This is a genomic window from Bacillus cereus group sp. MYBK15-3, from assembly GCF_051916765.1.
GTDB classification, from domain to species: Bacteria; Bacillota; Bacilli; order Bacillales; family Bacillaceae_G; genus Bacillus_A; species Bacillus_A cereus.
Window position 1 is genome coordinate 241,110 of sequence record NZ_JBQAHG010000004.1, and the last position, 20,194, is coordinate 261,303.

Genomic DNA, 20,194 nt, shown 5'->3' on the forward strand with positions numbered 1-20,194 from the left:
TCTTATTGTTTTATTACAATTCTTCTCTAAGTGCCAATTTATCCAATGAAATACGAGAACTTGGATAAGCCGGTGCTGCCGCCTTACCAATTGTCAATAACATAACTGGTACAAAGCGACTTGAAATATTTAATTCTTTTATAAGCGCTGCTTTATTAAATCCCCCCATCGCACAGGTATCATACCCTTTTGATTTCGCTGACAGCATAATCTGCATTGCAAATAATGATGAATTTAAAATAGCTTCATCTCTTGCGAATGATTTATTATGTTTATAGGCACTTTCAATTTGATCGATTAAAGTTTCACAAACTTGCTGATTCATATGTCCCTCTTTAACTGCTTGATTATATATTTCATAGGCAGATTTATTAGCTTCTAAGTCTCCCAAAATTACTATTGTTACAGATGAATCTACTACTTGATTTTGATTATACGCAATTGGTAATAAGCGATTCTTACCATCTTCTGACGAAATAACTATATATCTCCAATGCTGCAAATTCCAAGCTGAAGGGGCAGTAGTAGCTAATTTTAAAATATCTTCTATTTGATCTTGAGGGATTTTTATTCCTTTTTCGTATTTTTTCACACTTTTTCTTGCTTTCATAATTTCTTCTACTGTATTTTTTGGCATAATTAACACTCCTAAACCTAATTTTTTTCTAATAAATATATAATTATCTTTAAAATTTCAGACAAAATAAAAAAATGTAAATCTAAGTATAAAATTTTTTTATTTATTAATAATATTATTTTGTTGAAAATAAACAAACCATAGTTAAAAAAAGCAATTAAAAATCTTTCTAGAGTTCTTACCCTTCCCTAGTTCTTTTTAACTAACTTTAAATTAAAATGAGCCACCATCTGCTAACCTATTAGATCTGCATTCTTTAATAATTAAGCACATGCCCAAGATTTTCTTACTTTGGATGGTGGCCCATCCCACAATAATAGTCATCCCCTTAAATTTTAAAAAAATCAATTTAGGAGGTTCGTTGATTTCGATGACTTAACGTGCTATCTTTTTTAAACTTTTTATAATAGATTCCTGTTAGCATTAAAATCCATATAGGACCAACGATTAACGCTATGCGGTTGTCATCCGAATATAGCATAGTTACTAAAATAACTAATAAAAACATTAGAGTCATATAGGAACTATACGGAAAAAAGGGAATTTTATATGATAACTTTTTCTTTTCCGTATTAGATAATTTTTTTCTAAATTGCAACTGAGATATTATTATTATTATCCATGTCCAAATCGCTGCAAATGTAGCAATACTAGTTAACCAAGTAAACACTTTTCCTGGCACCAAATAATTTAGGACTACTCCTATTAATAAAACAGCGGATGTTACTAACGTCGATTTAATAGGAACTCCATTTTTACCTAATTCTCCAAATGCCCGAGGTGCCTTACCTTGTCTTGCCAATGTAAATAACATTCGACCTGTACTAAATAACCCTCCATTACATGAAGAAAGTGCTGCTGTTACCACTACAAAATTTATTATAGCCGCTGCCTTAGCTATACCTATTTGCTCAAAAGTCAATACAAATGGACTTCCTTGATCTCCAATACTATTCCATGGGTAAATTGACATTATTACAAATAAAGCTCCTACATAAAATATTAAAATTCTCCAAAACACATTATTTATTGCCTTTGAAATTGACTTTTTAGGATTTTGGGCTTCTCCTACTGTTAGACCAATCATCTCTATTCCTAAATATCCATATAATGCTATTTGTAATGAAAGTAAAAACCCTTTTATACCATTAGGGAAAATCCCGCCGTGATCCCATAAATTATGAATTCCAGTAGGAATCCCCTGATTACCTATACCAAATAAAATCATCCCTGTCCCAACAACAATCATAAAAATAATAGTCACTATCTTTATAAGCGAAAACCAAAACTCTAATTCTCCATAAAGCTTTACAGCCATAAAATTACAAATACTCATTAATAATAGTGCCAATAGGGCCCATAACCAACGTGGTGTATTTGGAAACCAATATTGCATATATACACCAATAGCGGTTATTTCAGCCATACAGGTTATAACCCATAAAAACCAATAATTCCAACCAGTTAGGTATCCCACTAGTGGACCTAAATAGTCATATGCATACTGGCCAAAAGATCCTGATATGGGTCTATGAATAGTCATTTCCCCTAACGCTCTCATTATAAAAAAAATAGCAAATCCAGCTATAGTATATGCAAATAAAATAGATGGACCGGCTAATTTAATAGCAGATGCGGAACCTAAAAATAATCCTACTCCAATAGTAGAACCAAGAGACATAAGTGTAATATGCCTCTCTTTTAAGCTTTGATGTAAATGTGGCAAATTCTCATCTTGTCGCATAAATACCCCCTGTTTCAATAATTAGTAAACTAAATTAAATTTTTATTTATAATTTTGCGAAATCCTTTTCAATTAATTGACCCAACTCATTTTGTATACTAAGATCATTTAAATAGAAGTGATCCCCATGATAAATTTTTAAAGTAAACATATTAGTAGTATGTTTAAACCACTCTTTTGCCTGTTCAATATTTAAATTGTCATTAGTACCAATAATAGCTGTTATTGGACAATCAAGAATTACCCCTTCTTTAAAGTTATAAGAATTTAAAACTGCAAAATCCGCCCTTATAATAGGAAGTAACATTTTTATAAACCTTTTATGGCTTAATATTTCTTTTGGTGTTCCATTTAATTCTTTTAATTTTATTATTAACTCTGCATCATTTATTTCATCTTTAATTAGATTTTCATTTAATAAATGAGGAGCGGGATAGCTTGATACATATATATGATCTGGTTGTTTTTTAAAATTCTTCTGTAATAATTTAGCTAATTCATAACTTATTAATGCGCCCATACTATGACCAAAAAAGATAAATGGTTTTTCTAAGAGGCTTTCAATATCTCGGCTCAGCTGTTCTAACACCTTACTTATATCTTGAAACGGCTTTTCTAAAGCCATTCTCCCTCTTCCTGGTAGAGTTAGTATACACACATTGCAATTTTCGTTTATAATTTCATCCCAATTCTTATATAACTCACTTGTTCCTCCAGCATGAGGAAAGCAGAATAACGTAAACTCTGCATCATCTTTCTTTCTTAAAAATTCAAAGTATCCGCCCATAGATATAACCTCTTTTATAGAAATTATATACAGCATGTTTTTACTAAAAACATGCTGTATATAGGTATTTATTTTTTGACAAGCATTTTAGTTTTAAAGAATCCTTCTGATTCTTCAAGTCTACGTAGCTCAAGGTAATCATTTTCGATTTGCTCTTTTGATGTACTAGTTAATATAACAAATCCAGGATGCGTCTCTACATTAGTAGTTTTGTATAAATGATCTCCTACATTCTTACTTAATTGTATATCTGCAAAAGATAACAATCCTTTGACGAAGTCTATTCCATCGATACTTTCAATTACTCCTTCTTGCTGCGAATTTAAAAATACTACAGAAACATACTTTTTAATACAATAGTTTTCTTGGTTTTGTAACGTTTCTAATAATTTTTTCGGATTAGCATAACAATCAACCGCTAATGAAGAATGGCTATAAGATAGTGCATCTGAAATTACTTCTTCTTTTAATGAGAGACCCATAGTTCTACAATTCACTTCAACTAATCTAGGCCCTTCATTTGTCAATCTAACCTCCGTGTGAGTTGGACCATATTGAATTCCCAAAATAGTAATAATATCCTCAACATATTTAGTCATCTCATAATAATGTTTACGATCATATGGCATCAGTTGAATTTTGTCATAAATGACAGTTGTTCCATTTCCTTTAAAGAAATCATGTCTCCATATATCTGTTATAAAATGTTTTCCTTCATGTGTCATAGCATTAACTACATAGTGAGGCCCTTCAAGGTAGCGTTGAACTAAAACTTCATCATTTAATATTCCAAGTGAGTTCTCTATATTAACAATTTTATTAAAAGCATCTTTTAATTCATTCTCATTGTAACAAAAGGCTACTCCATCAGAAGCTGCACTATGAAGAGGCTTAACTACAACAGGCCACTTATTAAGATCAAGAGCCCAATCGATAGCTTTTTCTGAATCGTTAGTTTTCAACTGTTCTACCGCTGGAAGCTTTTCTTCCCTAATTAATTCATTCATTATGAATTTATTTCGTCTAGCATGTACTTTATCATCATCATTCCTTAGTAAATATAATTCCTTAGCCAGTTCATTGGCTAGTTCTACCCCTGTCTCAGCACCAGGAACAATATGTTTAGGATTATACTGTTTAATTTGTTCTAATGTTTCTATTAGATTTCCATTATGAATAATATTAATTTCAAATTCTTTTCTTCTAAATGAAGGTTCAAAAACAGAAGAGATAATTTTTGAACTTTGTACGTGAATTACCTCAAATCCATATTCTTTAAAATGTTTTGCCATTTGATTCCCTGTAGAATAGGCATCTACAATGACACAATAATCATCATTACGCATGCTTTAATTTCTCCCCTTTTGTTTTTTCCTTATTTAAACCCACATTTTGAATGAACATTTTGATTATTACAAATACACAAAGGCATCCAATCCCAGATAGCGATATCCATGACCACTTAACTCTTGGGTCTAACAATTGAAAAACAAAAGTAAAGACTGGCCCGAGTGTTAGAGTGACCGACACAAAAAGTGGATTACAATATTTTATTCCTACCTGAATTAGGTATAATGGAATAATTAAACCTAAAAATGTAAATACAATTATCCAATTCCAGTTACTTTGAAATACATCAAGGATATAAGAAGCTTTTTTATTTAGAACAAAAACTATTGTGACAGGCACTAACATATAAAATCTGTGAGCTAAAATTTCATATGTACTCCATCCAGCTTGACTTAACTTTTTAGAATAAATAGTTGCTAAAACCATACCTATTCCAGCCGTAAATGTTGCCAATAAACCTTTATACGTGAATGAAGCGTCACTTGCTATCCCTGACTTACCGCTTAACGAAGCCCAAACTAGAATTAAAGTTCCTATCAATATACCCAGACAGACATAAATATCGAATTTTAATATATTAATTTTTTGAATAATTAAACTTAAAACTAATGCTATTATAGGGCCAATCCCTATTTCAATTGCACTTACAATAGCCGGTTCTATATACTTGTTCGCATAATAAAAACATATAAATATTATCGCTGTAATTATATTTAATACGACTATACTATTCATACCTGCTCTTTTATTATTTAACTTAATATTAGATTTTTTAACTTTAATACTTTTAAGAACAGTTAAACTTAAGAAAAATAGCAATGTTATAGAAAAGCTTAAAAAGCTATATACAAATGGATCTATATCTTGAACCCACTTTGCATAGAAAACCTGATTAATTGAAGACAAAAAGGCTGAGAGTATTAATACCAGTGTTCCAATTAGTGTATACTTTTTCAGTTAAAACACCCCCTCATCTTTATAAATCAAGCTCTTTTTTGACACTTTCAGGCCATTGAGATACATTTAGACCGTGTGTTTTAAGTAGCGCTAAAGCTAACCTTTCTAAGCCAAAACCAATACAAGATGTATGAGCTACCTCTTCAGTTTCTGTGAAAATTTGATGCTTTTTAGCAAAATGATCTTGATGATAATTAGAAGAAACAACCGCAGTAGGTTTCTCAAAACTATTTATAGGTATAACAATCTCATATTTCAGTTCCAATTGATTTTGATTAATTTTAAGCAATCTACCTCCATTTCCAAAAAACGGATCGTTCGCAATCTCTACTTCATAGTTTAATTCTAAATTAGATAAAACCACTTGAGCTTTTTCAAGCCATTCTTGTCTCCAAGTTTTCACATCATCAGGTGTACCTGCTTTTACAAACTCAATCATTTTAAAAGATTGCATCCTTGTTGGTTCATCAGATGGCTCATGTCGATAACAAAATGATGATACCTCAACAACCCTTCCGTTTTCAGGTAAATCACCAGATAGATTTGGATAAACAGGATAACATGCAGCTGGTGTCATAACCACATCAGTATGTTTAAATTCAGTTGTCCAATCCTCTTGATTACTGATTTTATCTAACATTTGTTTATGATTTTCCTCATCTCCAAAGAAAGCATGAACGCTCCCTAATAAATGCGGGAAAGATTTTAAATATTCGGTTTTCTCTATATTCAATTTATTCATTACTGGAGGGAACATCATTATTTCTGTATCAGAAGTACGACCTATATCTGAAATATATTTTTCCAGATTAATTAGTAACTGATTCATATCTTTTCCTTTACCATAAACACCTTTAACACCTGTTGGAATAAAATGTCCTGCTTCAATAACTTCATCTAATAATGATTTTGTAAGTACTGCTTCCATTTTCTATTTCCCCTATCTAAATTTATTTTTGTAACATAAGTAATGAAGAATTTGTTGCATATAAACGATCATTATGAATCATAACTACCGATGACATAATATCTCTAAAACTTCTCCCTAGACTATATGGTGTATTATTTAAATAAGCTACAATTCCACAGATATACATTGATTTTTGTACAATCTCTACAGCCATTTCTGAAGATACCATTTTTAAATTATTAAGTTGTAAAGTGAAATCTAATGCATATAAGTCTCGAGAATCTGTATTAATCTCATTAATTAATCCACTGTATTTATCAGTACAAATATCCAAATTATTAATCATTAGTGTCAACTTATTATCAACTTCTACTAATTGACTATTCACTGTGCCCTGAATTCCATTTTTTAAATTTTGTTTCATTTTGTATTTAGTAGCTTTTTGAGCTTTTGACACGGCATCTCTTGCCATACCACTCCAAACTGAAGCCCACAAGATATGAGTTACAGGTACCATACTTTGGACTGCAATATCCTTAAATGGTGTATCTAGGATATAGTCTGTAGGAAAGGTAGCTTGAATATTAAACCCTGGACTACATGTTCCACGCATTCCCATAGGATCCCATACAGTAGTCTGTTCTGCCACTGTATCTTTACTCTCAAATAACACTAAAACTTGATCTGTTTCAGAAGCATCTAGAGATTTTTTTGCAGTCGTTAAGTAAGAATCCGCATATTTCCCATAAGAAATCACTGATGCTTTTTTATGTAAAGTCCCAATTTGATTTGTGACCTCCACACCTGCAATACTTCTACCAATATCTCCTCCTACACCTACTTCTGAAGTAATAGATGCAATAAGATGTTGGTTTTCTGCAGCACGTTTTAGGTAATCACGGATGGAATCCATATGCATACCATGATGTACTAAGCAAGCTAATTGAATTTGATGCATAGCCCAAATCATTGCTGATGCAGCACAATATCTACCAAGTTCTTTACCTATTTCAACTAATTCCCTCATATTACATCCAAGACCACCAAGATTTTCTGGAATATATGCCCCCATCAATTTAAACTCTTTCATTGCATTTATTGCTTCATGAGGAAATCTTCCCTTCTTATCTACATCATCAGCATTATCTTGCATAACTTTCCCAATTTCTTTAAGGTTAGAAAAAATAATATCTTTTTTTGATAGTTCTTCAATAATCATTTTAGTATCTCTCCTTTAATTAATTCTGGGCTGCTTGAACAGCTTCTTTTAAATTCGTAATACTAGCAAACATCTTTTTGCTTAGTAGTTCATCTGAAAACTCTATATCAAATTCCGTTTCTAATGCTAACATGACATTAACACTAGAATGAGAAGACAAACCAGCTTCATATAAATTACTATTTTCATTTAACTCTTCTACTTCCACTGTTAATTTTCCATATTTTTTCAAAATCATTTTAATTTGCTCTTCCATTTTTTAATCTCCTCGTTTAACACTAGCTATTACAGTAGCTAATGCATATTTTTCTTCATGACTTAAACTTACAGAAAAATCATTAATATTTTTGTTTTTAGCTAAAATCCTTGCATTATTATGAAGTCTTACATTACAAGAACCATCATTATTTTTTTCTAACTCAATATCTCTGAAACTAATGTGATAATCACTTGGATTAAGTATTTTTATAACTGCTTCCTTTACAGCAAATCTAGCAGCAAAATTTTGAGCGTATGTATTATAAAATCTCATACAATAATCTATCTCTTTATCAGTATATAGTTTTAGTAAATATTTTTTTCCAAAATAATTAATAGACTCTTTCACTTTATCTACTTCAATAATATCGCTACCAATAAGATAAATATGAAGCCCTCCTTTCAATTTCTTATTATATAGAATTTACAAACAATTTAGACCGCCAACATAATGCGGATTACCACATTTTATTGGCGGCCTAAATTATCTTAAAAAATTTAATTTTCTGATTTATAAATGATTAAAGCTCTATTAAAATAATAGAGCTTTAATCATTTAAATTCTTGTTATCAGGAATTAATCCTAATTCTTTTGCTTTTGCTACTGCCTTTATTCGAGATGTGACGTTTAGTTTTTGAAATATTAATGTCAATCTATGTTCTATAGTCCTTTGACTTACATGTAATTTTTGAGATATGGATTTATTAGTCAATCCTTTATCTATTTCAATAAGGATAGCTTGTTCCTCTTCAGTAACTGTTACATCTATATTAGACTGATCGTCTAATACTTTTAAAGATGTTCGACGTAACTGCCTTAGTAAAGTAACAGGTAGCACTGCTTCATCACGAATTGCACACCTTATTGCATTAACTAATTGTGATGGAGAAGAAGTTTTGCTAACTAATCCAATTACTCCACACTCTACAAGTAAATTAAAATAGTTATCTATATTATATCCTGTATAAATAATAATTTTAGCCTGATGTTTCTTATAAATCATTTTTGCTAAATCTATACCGTTAATTTCAGGCATATGTAAATCTAAAATTACTACTTCATATTTATTTCTTTCCATCAGTTTTAATCCTTCTATACTAGAAAAGGTCATATCAACTTTAAAATTACCTTCTTGTTCTAGAATATATTTAGTTCCTTGCGCTACAGCTGGATGATCATCAATAATTATTACTTTAGTCATAATCCTTGTTTACAACTCCTACCAAATATTTGTTTCTACAAAAGAAATATTTACACTTAATCCTTCACTTGGTACTGAAGTAAAAGTGATATCTCCTTTCATCGCATGAACTCTTTCTTTTATACTAAAAAGTCCAATTGAGCTGGTGTTTTCCGTATACCTAGAATTAAATCCCACTCCATTATCTTTATAATTTAAAATACAATTACCATCCTTTATTTGTAGCGTTATTATTACTTTAGTTGCATACGAATGTTTTATAGCATTATTTAATAATTCCTGTATAATTCTATAAACATTTATAGTTACCTCATTAGAGAAATTTTGCAACTCATCAAAGTAATATATAACCTCAAAATTAGCATGAAGTTGAATTTTTTGAATTAAATTCTTCAACGCCTCATTAATTCCAATTTCTTGCAAAAATGCAGGTCTTAAATTATTACAAGTTTCTCTAATTAAATAAATATTATCTAATAAATTTTCTTTTAGAACATCTATTTTTTCAATAGGAATTTCATGTCCATCTTTTAAAGTAGTTGTTATTTGCTCGAACTCTCTATAAATCAAGAGTTGATCTTGTAAGATATTGTCATGTATCTCGTTTGCTAATTTCATGTGTTCCTTTTCTGAAATGGTACAGAATAACCTTGAAACCCAATAAGGGTATTTAGAAGTATCTTTTTCTAATTGTTTAATTTCTAAAAGAAGTACATCTATTTTCTTCAAGTTTTCAAACACAATACACGCGTAATACATAAGCATTTCAATCCACTTTTTTTCTTCAGGGTTAAATTGAATGCTATTTAACTTTTCCGTTAAATGCAGTATCGTGTAGATTGATTTATTTTCACCTAAAACTAAATATACTTGATTCTCCACATTAATAACATTATTTAATTGGTATATATCATTTCCTTTGTTTAGTAATTTTTGAAACAATAAATCAACATGACTACAGTTTAAAGCAACTTCGCTACAACACATTTTTGTCTTCATGCTTAATTTAAAAGAAGTAACCTCTACACCATTAAATACTTCCTGTATTTCCTGATTCATGCAATCTACTAAATCTTCTAATGAATAAATATATGATGTCTTTTTTATAAAATTATATAAACTATTTTGATGAGTAAAATGCTTTTTAAATTTTTCCTCTAAGTTATCCCTTAAAAAGAAAATAATATTAAAGCATATTAGTAAACAAATAATAAATAAAAATAAATAACTCAATTCATTTTCTATATTAGTACTAAGCATTACAATAATAACGCTAGGAAACAGCGCAAATAACGAGTACTGTTTAATTTTCTTTAATAAATAATCCACGTCAAAATATATTTCTTTTTTAGTTAAATAGAACAATGTTGTTGGTAAAATTATCAAAGAAGATGCAGCAGTATCTGCAGGAACTATACATTTATCGAACAATATTTTAGGAATAACATATAAAATGAAAATCGGTAAGAAGGAAATGCAAAGACCACATAAAAATATCCTTAGCACCGGACCATCTTTTTTCTCTTTCACCTGAAAATATATTTTTATAATAAAAATAAATAATAATAAGTTACTTAAACTAAAAAAAACTAATCTTATTACAGTTGTAACTTTACTTATATCTACTGAATGACCAAGCAAATCAGTTATACAAATAATAAATGATAGTATATAAGCAAAATAGAAAAATTTATAAATATGTTTTTTTATAAACAAATATGAAAAAGTGTAATATAAATTATGGGCTAATAGAACTGGTATTATGTTAAAACATAAACCTGTTATTTCTCTTGATAGTATATCTCCTCTCGCCGAAGCACCAGCACTAAAATAGCCAATTGACAGCATTAAACAAATAAAAATAATATTTCTATGTAATTCATTAAAATTTTCATCTCGATACAATACAAAACAATATATTAAACAAACCCCAATAAAAATTGAAGGAATAATTAAATGATAAAATAATTGGCTAAACAAATGATTATAGTTCACTTCATACTCTATAATTTTGTGGTTTTTTATAACTTTTATTTTTTTCGCACCTTCTAAATTCCCAGAAGATTCATCATAATAAGGGAATACCTCAATTATTTTATCATTAACTTTCAAATATTCACTGCCCCAACTATTTTTATAAACATCCGTAATAGTTAAAGTTGCCCCTTCTCTTTTAACCTCTACTCCAATGTATGGATTGAAAATTATTTTCACTCCAATATATAGCAAAAAAGAAAAATAGGTAATTATTATCATTGATATATAAATATTTTTTCTTTTCACTATTCCTCCCCCTCTACTTAAGAAACCGATTAGGAAATCCCTAATCGGTTAAAAATGTTATTGCCAATACTCACTACGCAAAGTAGCAATAGATTTTTTCAAAACATTTACTATCGTTTCATTGCTAACTCCCCATTTAGGATCGATAACTAAACTTAACTCATTTTTCTCTAATTTATAAACAAGTTCTGGATTTTGACTTAAATAATACATTAACTCTTTCATTATTTTCCCCCACCTAATAAAAAGTCTATAAATTCATATTTTTTTTTCTGATTAGAAAAAGCGATTCCCTTTACTATTTCAAGTGCTTTTTGAACAAAAATTTCTTTGTAAATTAGTGTATATTCTATTGCTTTTGAATTTAATATTTCCTTGATTATTAATTCTCTATTTTCAATCAATTCACCAAAACCGATCTCATCATTATAGTAGGATTTTACAATAGTAAGGTTTTGACTTGGATGATTTAATAAATATAAAACGGGAAACGTCAATTTTTTATTTTTTACATCGCTTTTATCATCTAATCTAATTACATCTGAAGCATCATTAAGCAGTTGTCCTGAAATCCCTATGTATGTTGCATACTCAATGATACTTTCTAATGCATAATTATCTTGAGCAATTAAAACACCAATTACCACTGCTAAAGACGTTAATGCACCAGATTTCTTTTTTATTATTTCTAAATATTGTTCCTCATTTGTACAAACCATATTTAAATCTAAGTGCTGTCCTTGAATTGCTGTAATAGTAAGTTCATTAAAATAACGTAAAATTGCATCTTTTTTCATTAACTCAATATCTATCAAAATTTTTTGACTAATAAAAATAAGCAAAATAGCATAATTAAGCAAGGTTGCCTTATTTATGCTTCCCCATGCATTTCCTGCATTATCTTCATCTTGAATGTCATCTATGATATCAAGAGCTAAATTTAAGTACTCAACTGCTGAAGCCGCTTTAATAATTTCATTGGAACTGCCATTAAACATTTCAAAATGTAAAATTGTTAATCTACTAAAATAAAATCCGTGTTCTTCTTTAGACTCAATAAACTTATATATTTCCTCCCTTATCTCTAGATTTTCAATATAAAAATCTAGTAAGCTAAACATTGAATTTTTCACATCATAAGTCCTCATATTTTATACCCGCTAAAAAAAATTTATCGTAAAATAGTTTATCAAAAGTATCTATAAATATCTATAAAAATATTTAAAATATTTTTATAGATATTTATAGATACTTATAAGTAATAATCAGCGATTTTATAGATAGTCAGCAAAATACATTATCTCTAACATCTAGTCATTAGCAAAATATATTTTATTAGAATATAAATTATATATATAACGAATTAAAGTCTTGTTACGACGATTTAATATTTCCGCAAAATCAATTTGATACAAACAAGATAATTAAATCCCAGCAACGTAATCCTACAAAATGCATATACCATTTTAGTAGATAACAATTATTTAGTGGTTGCTACTACCTCTATAAAAGTTGAAGCTCTCGCTTATCAAAATTATTGGTAGTAATCGGTAAATAAAAATAGAATTTTATAGTCCCCCCAGAACCAAAAATTATGCTAACTTATAACAAAGAGCTCATTTTTTCGTTTTGGGGTAATTGTGAATTCTTAAGTTGATGGTGATGGGGTACTACCCCATCCTTCAAATAAAGAATATATTTATGATTAAAACTAATTATATTTTTTTACCTTTAAAGGAATAGATATAAAATACAAATCTATAGCATAAATAGTAATCAAAATACCTTTACCTTCATCAGCAAACTTTGATTGATGAAACTGTTCTGAAACTTTTCTTTTTCACCATTTTTTAGGAAACCATTGAAATCCTGAAAACATATAATTAATCTACCTTTTCACTAAAATTTTGATAGTTTATCTCTTAACTCTAACTCTTCAACTGTTTCAAAACCTTTAAAAAATAAACTATCAATTTGATTATGATTAAAAAATACATTTAAACTATAAAAATAGATAATAGCATTACCAAACAAAATACAACAGATAAAATAATTTTTTCATTTATTAGATTAACTTTCCTCCTATTTTTTCTATCCTTTAACCAACTATAAGAAGAATGCGATTATATACTTGAAATGCAACAAATCCTCTTTAAAAGCCTATACGTATTTTCCCTCCATCTTCTATATGCTTCCGTAAATAATAATACTTATGGAGTTCTATAATCATATAAAACAAAACAAACGAAAACACTGTGCATGCAGACATAAATACAATTGCCCCCATCTGTTGTGTTGCAATGCTAAGAATTATATTAGCAATTAACTGCCCCGATCCCGCTGCAATAGCTGCTACTTTTACACCACCAGTTCCTTTCGACGACTTTGATTTTTTTCTTGGTTCCTGAAGTTTTTCAATATGATTTTTATAAAAATAATACAAAGCAACACTATACAAACCAACTGAAAAAATAAAATAGATAGGAGTTTGTAATTGTAACACTTCATAGGCATATTTTTGCGTTATAACCAATAATCCGACTGAACATATGGTGCCATATACTCCCCGAAATAGAGTGTATTGTAATTGTCGTTTCCGAGGATTGATAGCAATCCATATCGCCCACAAATTTAAAAAAACAAATGGAGGAGTTACTATATATACATAGAGTAATCGAAAAGGATTCGCAAACGCAGGCAAAAGAACAAACACGTCTGCCCCCAAAAGGACAAGAACAATTACGTGGACTCTTATTTCATTTACAGGATAAAGAGCCATATAATGTGCAAAAGCTTTCTTATTAAAATCTATACTTTTTTTCATGTTAATTAAACCACCCCGCTACTGTTCCAATCAGTAAAAGTTTCATAACTATTCATTCTCTCCCCCTAAATTTATCCATAATATTATGAGCAACTATATTCCATAGTAAAGAAAGTACGGTAACAAAAAGTACAGCTAAAGAAAAATAAATCCTATCCTTCCATGTATCATATACAATCATGCCTAGTATAATCATTATTAACGCACCAACACATATAACTATTTTTGAAAATTTTCGCATTCTATTATCTCGCTTCCTTCTCAAACTTAAATGAAACTCCTGCGGAATCTATAACCATACCCACCTATTACAATCTCACCTTTGGAACTTATATCATAATCACCTAATACAGGTATATAATTAGGTATCTTAATTTTAGTAATTTCCGCTTCATATGTTTGTAACACTATCAACGTTTCAAATGTCCTTTATACATTCCTTATTTAACCCCAAAACATTAAAATATGAATATTATAAAAATTAACTATCTACTTCCCATCAAAATTACGGTAATCCTATTAAGCCTGGGATTACTCCTTCTACCTTCGCCCATTCAAACGAGCACTCAACTAACATTTGATTCTTACACTTAATTCTTAATAAACCTTCTTCTATCGTATTTATTTCAAAATAATCAATTATATTTTCTGTCCCTAAACCTTTTATTGTTAAATTATGAATAGTAAAGAAAGATATCTCTACATAAATTACATCCCACTTATCCCATCTTTTTGGCTTGTTTTCAACATTTTCCTTTGTCATCAATTGAATAACTAAAGTAGGACCATCTCTTTTAAGACGCACATCTAATAACTCTGATTCTTCAAACTTTGGTATTTTCCCAAAAATACTAATTAACGCTTGTGGATTTAAAAATTTAAATTGATCAATCATTTTTATACTTCCTATTTTTTATTTCTCTTCTCAAAATAATAATGATCCTCCATACGATCTACCTGTCCTGTTCGTGTATTGTATTCAGGTCTTACATTATGATGCGGTGACTGATCTCCAATTCCACCTTCTCCAAACTTATGACCCTCTGAATAATCTTGAATTATAATTTTTTGACCTTTTACTTCATATGTTAATTCTCGAGTTATAATAGGCTGTTTATTATCATTTAATATCCTTTTACCATTACTATCTGTTAATGGTACCATTTTTTTACTAATCGGGTGTTGAAATCTAGGTATATTTAATTGTCTTTTAATTTCTTTTAAACTAGCTCCCCTAGATTCATGAGAATTTTCCCCCTCAATCTTCTTAACTTGGGGATAATATTAAAAAGGCTTATGCGTAATTCACATAAGTCTTACTTTTTTGTTACTCATAATTAATTATTCGTCCTCGTCTTCAAACTCATATAAGCTATCAAGTAATTCTGCAAAAGATGAACAAACAGGATAGATGGATTCTTCCATTTCTTCTTCCTCATGGTCCCAAAATACGACTGTTGGTGACTGAGGATTATTTCGGTAATCAAAGCATAGAAGGTTACCAAACGGGTCTCTAGCAAAAGGATATACTTTATCTACCAATCTATCTTTTATACTATTATATGTTTGCAGCATAGAAATTTTTCTCTCAGAGTCTAAGGTTAAAAGGTTATTAAGTGAATCTTCATCCTGATTAGGAATATTGAATGTATCTGGAGTAGGATAGCCACCATCATATTTCTTTACACACTCAATAAAATCATTAGGAAATTTAATACCAAAGTACTCTTCTAATTGTTCAATTTGTTCATCTGTAACTTTTTTCTCACTTACATTAATCCATGTAATGTTGTTCATAATTATAAACCGCCCTATCTTTTCCTCAAATTTTATATCCACCTGTATGACCAGTATCGTGATGTATCTGATAATCTACAAGTTGTATTCGACCAGGTTCCTGATTATGAAAGATTTAAAATTAATTCTGCTAAACTATCACAGATTACTTCGAAGCTTCCGCTTTCATAAGCTTCTAATTTTACTTGTCCATTTTCATTATCTACAACTACCAAGAGACCATTGAATTCCATACCAATAGGAATATTATTCAGTTGATTATCATGTGCGCCTTGGTACCCTTGTAAAGATACATAAAAATCATGCAGTTCAATTCCTGGTATAACAGAATTTAATTCAAAATCATAACCTAAATAATTACCTCCTAAGTCTAAAAACCAATAAGAATTATAATATTCTTTAATTGAATTATGTAATTGTATCCCCAAATCTTTTTCTATATTAGAAAAATCATGAATTATATTTTTTTCTAACGGTTTCCAGAATACGTATCCCTCTATATCTGGTTCTCCTTCATAGATAAGAGCCTCTGCTTCTTCTATCCATAAAGATTTTGGCAATGAATTATTACAATCTTGCCACTCTCTAATTATTTTATCAAAACAATTTTTCATTTCATTTTTCATTTTTTTATTTACCGCCTAATGTATGATGTTCAATAAATTTCTGAAGTATTTCTACATATCCTGCATCTTTTCCCCCATGCTCCAATCGATTTTTCTGCGTTATGAATCCCTCCAAAACCAGGATGTAGTGGCAGCGGAACACCAACAGCTTGACCACCACCAATATGGTGATGGACTAATTTAGTTCCACGTAATCCAGTAAAATCATATTGTAGAAATTCCCCTCTAAATCATTAAGGATTTAGAGGGGAATTTCTTTATCACATAAGTAATATCATTTCTTATTAAATTTACTGTGTATCAGTTCAAAGAATTTATTTGTACCAAGTGAAATTGCGCCAATAATAAGAACACCAATAATAAAATAAATCTTTTTAAATAAGTTGTAAGGAGATAAAATAGCAACTACAAGAAGTATTATAATTGCAACGAATGTGACTAATTTCCCAACTTTAAATGCTTGCATATCAGCTTTCCTCCTTCTGGATAAAAACAGCCAATATAGTCATACATCACAGGTTCTTTAACCATAAGTTTTTGTTTCCTTCCATAAATCACAATACTTAAAATTCAATAAACCTCTTTAAAAGGTTTCATGTGTTCTACCCCTATCTTCTATATGCTTCCTTAAATAATAGTACCTATGGAGTTCCATAATGAAATGAAACAGAATAAACGAAAGCATGGAGTATACACACATTAATACAATTGCTACCATCTTTTGTGTTGCAAAACCAAGACTGATATTAGCAATGAGTTGACCCAATCCTACAAAAGCCACTACTCCAAAACTAGAGTTTTTTTTCGATGATTTTGATTTTTTGATTGATTCCTGAAGTTTTTTAATATGATTTTTATAATAATAATGCAAAGCAAAAATATACAAACCAACCGAAAAAATAAAATAGATGGGAGTTTGTAATCCTAACATTCCATATGCAAACTTTTGGGTTATAACTAATAATCCTACTGAACATACGATGCCAAATACCCCACGAAATAGAGTGTATTGTAATTGTCGCTTCCTAGGATTTATAACAATCCATATTGCCCATACATTTAAAAAAGCAACTGGTGGAACTATTATGTACATATATATCGGTTGAACAGGATTCGCAAAAGCAGGTAAAAGCACAAATATATCTGCTATCCCAATCACAAGAGTAATTATAGTCGATCTTATATCATTTACAGCATAAAGAGCCATATAATATTCAAAAACTTTTTTATTAAAATCTGTATTTTTTTTCATGTTAATTAAACCACCCCCGCTACTGTTAACCAAGCTTTTTTCGAACCCGTTTTCACCCTATCCTTAATACTATTATCATCACCATCTAAATCAACATCCCATTTTACACCTTCTGTGAAATATTATTCCCTTCTCGAAAAGAAGATCAACCCATTAATAAAATCTAGGCTTATCAAAAATTTCAAAAAGCCAAAGATTTTGCTGGGATCGAATCTATTGGGACTCACACCATGTGCAAAACCTTCGGCTATTGGTTCTATAAACAAACAAAAGATTTCGCTATGTTGTAAGAAATACTCAATCATAGCACCTCATAAATTACACTTAAATATATTGGCATCAATAAGGAAGAAAAAGATAATATCTGAGTTACATTTCAAATTTAAAAATAAAAAGGGCATATCCCTTTCACAATTGCCCTTTACCTTAAAAGTATATGTCAACTTATTATTTATTTCTTTTCACAAAATGATGAATCCCTTCAAAGATTACTTCTTTTAAAGCTTCTGGATAATCCGAATAACCTTGTTTCCCTGCAATTATTTCCAATAATCCCCTTACATTCCCATCAAGTATTATAGTAACTCCTGGCGTTAGTTCACCAGTTTCTCCATTTTTAAATGTTTCTTTTATCATAACTACTTTATTTTCTTCCATGACCTAATCCTCTCTAACTAAATAGTTTTTATTCTCATCTTCCCAATATCTATATTCATAGGGTACTTGTTCATCAAATCGCTGTAAATAACCTCTCCAGTTATTCGGAATATATTCTTCAAAAGATATTGATTCCGGATAATTAGAATAAAAAATTAAACGCTCAAATTCTATTAGGAAACATGGATTATAATCATAATAGGCTTCTTCTCTATTAGTTCTTAGTTCCCTTAAAAATTCTAACCTAATATCTTCTGTAAATCTTTTATATTTTTCTATTCTTTCTAAAAAGTTAGCTATTGTAGTCTCATTTAAAATACTAATGCCTTTTCTTTCCTCTGGATATTCAATAGGAAAATATCCAGCTTGATTATAATCTAAATACCATAAATCCGATTCAGTTATATACCAATTGAGCTTATTTTTATATTTTACACCCACTATAATATTTTCGGCGTATAAAGGCTTAATCATTTAACTCGTTCTCCTCTCTTACTTAATAAGTTTAGCGTTTCATCCATATTCTACCAACCACCGACTAGTGGGGTCAGGTAATTCGTATGCAATACCTTCAAATCCATATTTATCAAAAGTACCCTTGTCAACAATCTTAGGAGCTCTTCTACCTTCGTTAAGTGGATTAGTTTTATAATCCTTCTGAATAAAAACAGCCTATGTAGTTATACAGGTTCTTCAACCATAAGTAGTTGTTTTCTTCCGTAAATTACAACCTTTTTTGTCCCTCCTTTTAAGAGAACAATAGAACCATTTGGTAAAAACTTTTCTTTAGAAAATTGCATAATTCCCCATCCTTGCTTTATCTAAATGTAATTCTATATTCATGATGTTGCTTCTCCCTTTTCTTTTCCGCATTCTTTACTGACTATAGGAGAACCACGATTATATACTTAAAATTCAATACAGACTCTTTAAATGGTTTCATGTGTTCTACCCCCATCTTCTATATGCTTCCTGAAATAATAATACCTATGGAGTTCCATAATGAAATGAAACAACATAAACGAAAGCATGGAGTATACACACATTAATACAATTGCTACCATCTTTTGTGTTGCAAAACCAAGACTGATATTAGCAATGAGTTGACCCAATCCTACAAAAGCCACTACTCCAAAACTAGAGTTTTTTTTCGATGATTTTGATTTTTTGATTGATTCCTGAAGTTTTTTAATATGATTTTTATAATAATAATGCAAAGCAAAAATATACAAACCAACCGAAAAAATAAAATAGATGGGAGTTTGTAATCCTAACATTCCATATGCAAACTTTTGGGTTATAACTAATAATCCTACTGAACATACGATGCCAAATACCCCACGAAATAGAGTGTATTGTAATTGTCGCTTCCTAGAATTTATAACAATCCATATTGCCCATACATTTAAAAAAGCAACTGGTGGAACTATTATGTACATATATATCGGTTGAACAGGATTCGCAAAAGCAGGTAAAAGCACAAATATATCTGCTATCCCAATCACAAGAGTAATTATAGTCGATCTTATATCATTTACAGCATAAAGAGCCATATAATATTCAAAAGCTTTCTTATTAAAATCTATACTTTTTTTCATGTTAATTAAACCACCCTGCTACTGTTGACCAAGTTTTTTTCGCACCCGTTTTCACCATCACCATCTAAATTAACCCCCCATTTTACACCTTCT

Annotated in this window: 23 protein-coding genes and 6 pseudogenes; 1 reads left to right on the forward strand and 28 read right to left on the reverse strand. The window is 29.7% G+C overall.

Annotated elements, in window-relative coordinates; translation table 11 throughout:
- Window positions 1-13: 13 nt before the first annotated feature.
- From ACTFR8_RS18670 to ACTFR8_RS18785, 24 genes and pseudogenes are all read right to left on the reverse strand, one after another.
- Window positions 14-637 (reverse strand): nitroreductase family protein, encoded by a 624-nt coding sequence (locus tag ACTFR8_RS18670; RefSeq protein WP_001125700.1) that lies wholly within the window; start codon window positions 635-637, stop codon window positions 14-16.
- A gap of 349 nt (window positions 638-986) precedes the next feature.
- On the reverse strand, window positions 987-2,381 hold the full coding sequence (locus tag ACTFR8_RS18675; RefSeq protein WP_001248298.1) for an amino acid permease: 1,395 nt from the start codon (window positions 2,379-2,381) through the stop codon (window positions 987-989).
- Window positions 2,382-2,427: 46 nt separating this feature from the next.
- Window positions 2,428-3,168, reverse strand: coding sequence for a thioesterase II family protein (locus tag ACTFR8_RS18680; protein WP_000509653.1), 741 nt, complete (start codon window positions 3,166-3,168; stop codon window positions 2,428-2,430).
- Between the two features lie 68 nt (window positions 3,169-3,236).
- Complete coding sequence (locus tag ACTFR8_RS18685; protein ID WP_001243216.1) at window positions 3,237-4,514, reverse strand: ATP-grasp domain-containing protein; 1,278 nt, start codon at window positions 4,512-4,514, stop codon at window positions 3,237-3,239.
- Entirely contained in the window at window positions 4,507-5,475 is a 969-nt protein-coding gene (locus ACTFR8_RS18690; protein WP_323655473.1) for a DMT family transporter, read from the reverse strand. Before ACTFR8_RS18690 ends, ACTFR8_RS18685 begins: the two co-directional genes overlap by 8 nt.
- Window positions 5,476-5,494: 19 nt before the next feature.
- The gene (locus ACTFR8_RS18695) at window positions 5,495-6,403 is read right to left on the reverse strand and encodes an amino acid--[acyl-carrier-protein] ligase (protein WP_252209838.1); all 909 of its coding nucleotides are present in this window, start codon (window positions 6,401-6,403) and stop codon (window positions 5,495-5,497) included.
- A 22-nt stretch (window positions 6,404-6,425) separates the two neighbouring features.
- The gene (locus ACTFR8_RS18700) at window positions 6,426-7,604 is read right to left on the reverse strand and encodes an acyl-CoA dehydrogenase family protein (protein WP_252209837.1); all 1,179 of its coding nucleotides are present in this window, start codon (window positions 7,602-7,604) and stop codon (window positions 6,426-6,428) included.
- A gap of 19 nt (window positions 7,605-7,623) precedes the next feature.
- Entirely contained in the window at window positions 7,624-7,860 is a 237-nt protein-coding gene (locus ACTFR8_RS18705) for an acyl carrier protein (protein WP_000392448.1), read from the reverse strand.
- 3 nt (window positions 7,861-7,863) lie between these two features.
- Window positions 7,864-8,268 (reverse strand): holo-ACP synthase, encoded by a 405-nt coding sequence (gene acpS, locus ACTFR8_RS18710; protein ID WP_000675803.1) that lies wholly within the window; start codon window positions 8,266-8,268, stop codon window positions 7,864-7,866.
- Between the two features lie 142 nt (window positions 8,269-8,410).
- On the reverse strand, window positions 8,411-9,064 hold the full coding sequence (locus ACTFR8_RS18715; protein WP_000169852.1) for a response regulator transcription factor: 654 nt from the start codon (window positions 9,062-9,064) through the stop codon (window positions 8,411-8,413).
- Window positions 9,065-9,082: 18 nt separating this feature from the next.
- A complete protein-coding gene (locus tag ACTFR8_RS18720; protein WP_238143393.1) occupies window positions 9,083-11,347 on the reverse strand; it encodes a sensor histidine kinase in 2,265 nt (754 codons plus the stop codon).
- A gap of 57 nt (window positions 11,348-11,404) precedes the next feature.
- On the reverse strand, window positions 11,405-11,572 hold the full coding sequence (locus ACTFR8_RS18725; RefSeq protein ID WP_017674467.1) for a hypothetical protein: 168 nt from the start codon (window positions 11,570-11,572) through the stop codon (window positions 11,405-11,407).
- Window positions 11,572-12,480: a polyprenyl synthetase family protein gene (locus ACTFR8_RS18730; protein ID WP_242266207.1), complete on the reverse strand. Its 909-nt coding sequence runs from the start codon at window positions 12,478-12,480 to the stop codon at window positions 11,572-11,574. Before ACTFR8_RS18730 ends, ACTFR8_RS18725 begins: the two co-directional genes overlap by 1 nt.
- A 766-nt stretch (window positions 12,481-13,246) precedes the next feature.
- Window positions 13,247-13,345: pseudogene (locus tag ACTFR8_RS18735) on the reverse strand (DUF4176 domain-containing protein); the annotation flags it as partial.
- 154 nt (window positions 13,346-13,499) lie between these two features.
- Window positions 13,500-14,171, reverse strand: coding sequence for a hypothetical protein (locus ACTFR8_RS18740; protein ID WP_252209836.1), 672 nt, complete (start codon window positions 14,169-14,171; stop codon window positions 13,500-13,502).
- A gap of 505 nt (window positions 14,172-14,676) precedes the next feature.
- Window positions 14,677-15,066: an immunity 50 family protein gene (locus ACTFR8_RS18745; protein ID WP_016078029.1), complete on the reverse strand. Its 390-nt coding sequence runs from the start codon at window positions 15,064-15,066 to the stop codon at window positions 14,677-14,679.
- Between the two features lie 11 nt (window positions 15,067-15,077).
- On the reverse strand, window positions 15,078-15,335 hold the full coding sequence (locus ACTFR8_RS18750) for an HNH/endonuclease VII fold putative polymorphic toxin (RefSeq protein WP_252209835.1): 258 nt from the start codon (window positions 15,333-15,335) through the stop codon (window positions 15,078-15,080).
- A 177-nt stretch (window positions 15,336-15,512) separates the two neighbouring features.
- The gene (locus ACTFR8_RS18755; protein ID WP_001060032.1) at window positions 15,513-15,968 is read right to left on the reverse strand and encodes an SMI1/KNR4 family protein; all 456 of its coding nucleotides are present in this window, start codon (window positions 15,966-15,968) and stop codon (window positions 15,513-15,515) included.
- Window positions 15,969-15,993: 25 nt separating this feature from the next.
- Window positions 15,994-16,077: pseudogene (locus ACTFR8_RS18760) on the reverse strand (HNH endonuclease); the annotation flags it as partial.
- Entirely contained in the window at window positions 16,073-16,594 is a 522-nt protein-coding gene (locus ACTFR8_RS18765) for a SecY-interacting protein Syd (protein WP_100619916.1), read from the reverse strand. The pseudogene ACTFR8_RS18760 and the gene ACTFR8_RS18765, both read right to left, overlap by 5 nt.
- A gap of 29 nt (window positions 16,595-16,623) precedes the next feature.
- Window positions 16,624-16,761 (reverse strand): annotated as a pseudogene (locus tag ACTFR8_RS18770) (hypothetical protein); the annotation flags it as partial.
- A gap of 107 nt (window positions 16,762-16,868) precedes the next feature.
- Window positions 16,869-17,060 (reverse strand): hypothetical protein, encoded by a 192-nt coding sequence (locus ACTFR8_RS18775; RefSeq protein WP_001147554.1) that lies wholly within the window; start codon window positions 17,058-17,060, stop codon window positions 16,869-16,871.
- Window positions 17,061-17,071: 11 nt separating this feature from the next.
- A pseudogene (locus tag ACTFR8_RS18780) lies at window positions 17,072-17,164 on the reverse strand (DUF4176 domain-containing protein); the annotation flags it as partial.
- Between the two features lie 13 nt (window positions 17,165-17,177).
- Entirely contained in the window at window positions 17,178-17,846 is a 669-nt protein-coding gene (locus ACTFR8_RS18785) for a hypothetical protein (protein WP_252209834.1), read from the reverse strand.
- 122 nt (window positions 17,847-17,968) lie between these two features.
- On the opposite strand from ACTFR8_RS18785, the pseudogene ACTFR8_RS18790 reads away from it, so the two are divergent.
- A pseudogene (locus ACTFR8_RS18790) lies at window positions 17,969-18,160 on the forward strand (tyrosine-type recombinase/integrase); the annotation flags it as partial.
- Window positions 18,161-18,293: 133 nt separating this feature from the next.
- On the opposite strand, the gene ACTFR8_RS18795 reads toward ACTFR8_RS18790, so the two are convergent.
- The 4 genes and pseudogenes from ACTFR8_RS18795 to ACTFR8_RS18810 all read right to left on the reverse strand — a co-directional run bounded on the left by ACTFR8_RS18795 (window position 18,294) and on the right by ACTFR8_RS18810 (window position 20,101).
- Entirely contained in the window at window positions 18,294-18,503 is a 210-nt protein-coding gene (locus tag ACTFR8_RS18795) for a hypothetical protein (RefSeq protein WP_098301218.1), read from the reverse strand.
- A gap of 3 nt (window positions 18,504-18,506) precedes the next feature.
- Complete coding sequence (locus tag ACTFR8_RS18800) at window positions 18,507-18,977, reverse strand: hypothetical protein (RefSeq protein ID WP_252209833.1); 471 nt, start codon at window positions 18,975-18,977, stop codon at window positions 18,507-18,509.
- Between the two features lie 178 nt (window positions 18,978-19,155).
- Window positions 19,156-19,303 (reverse strand): annotated as a pseudogene (locus ACTFR8_RS18805) (DUF4176 domain-containing protein); the annotation flags it as partial.
- A gap of 129 nt (window positions 19,304-19,432) precedes the next feature.
- Window positions 19,433-20,101 carry a hypothetical protein gene (locus tag ACTFR8_RS18810; protein ID WP_252209832.1) on the reverse strand — a complete coding sequence of 223 codons (669 nt, stop codon included), beginning with the start codon at window positions 20,099-20,101 and terminating at the stop codon, window positions 19,433-19,435.
- Window positions 20,102-20,194 lie beyond the last annotated feature (93 nt).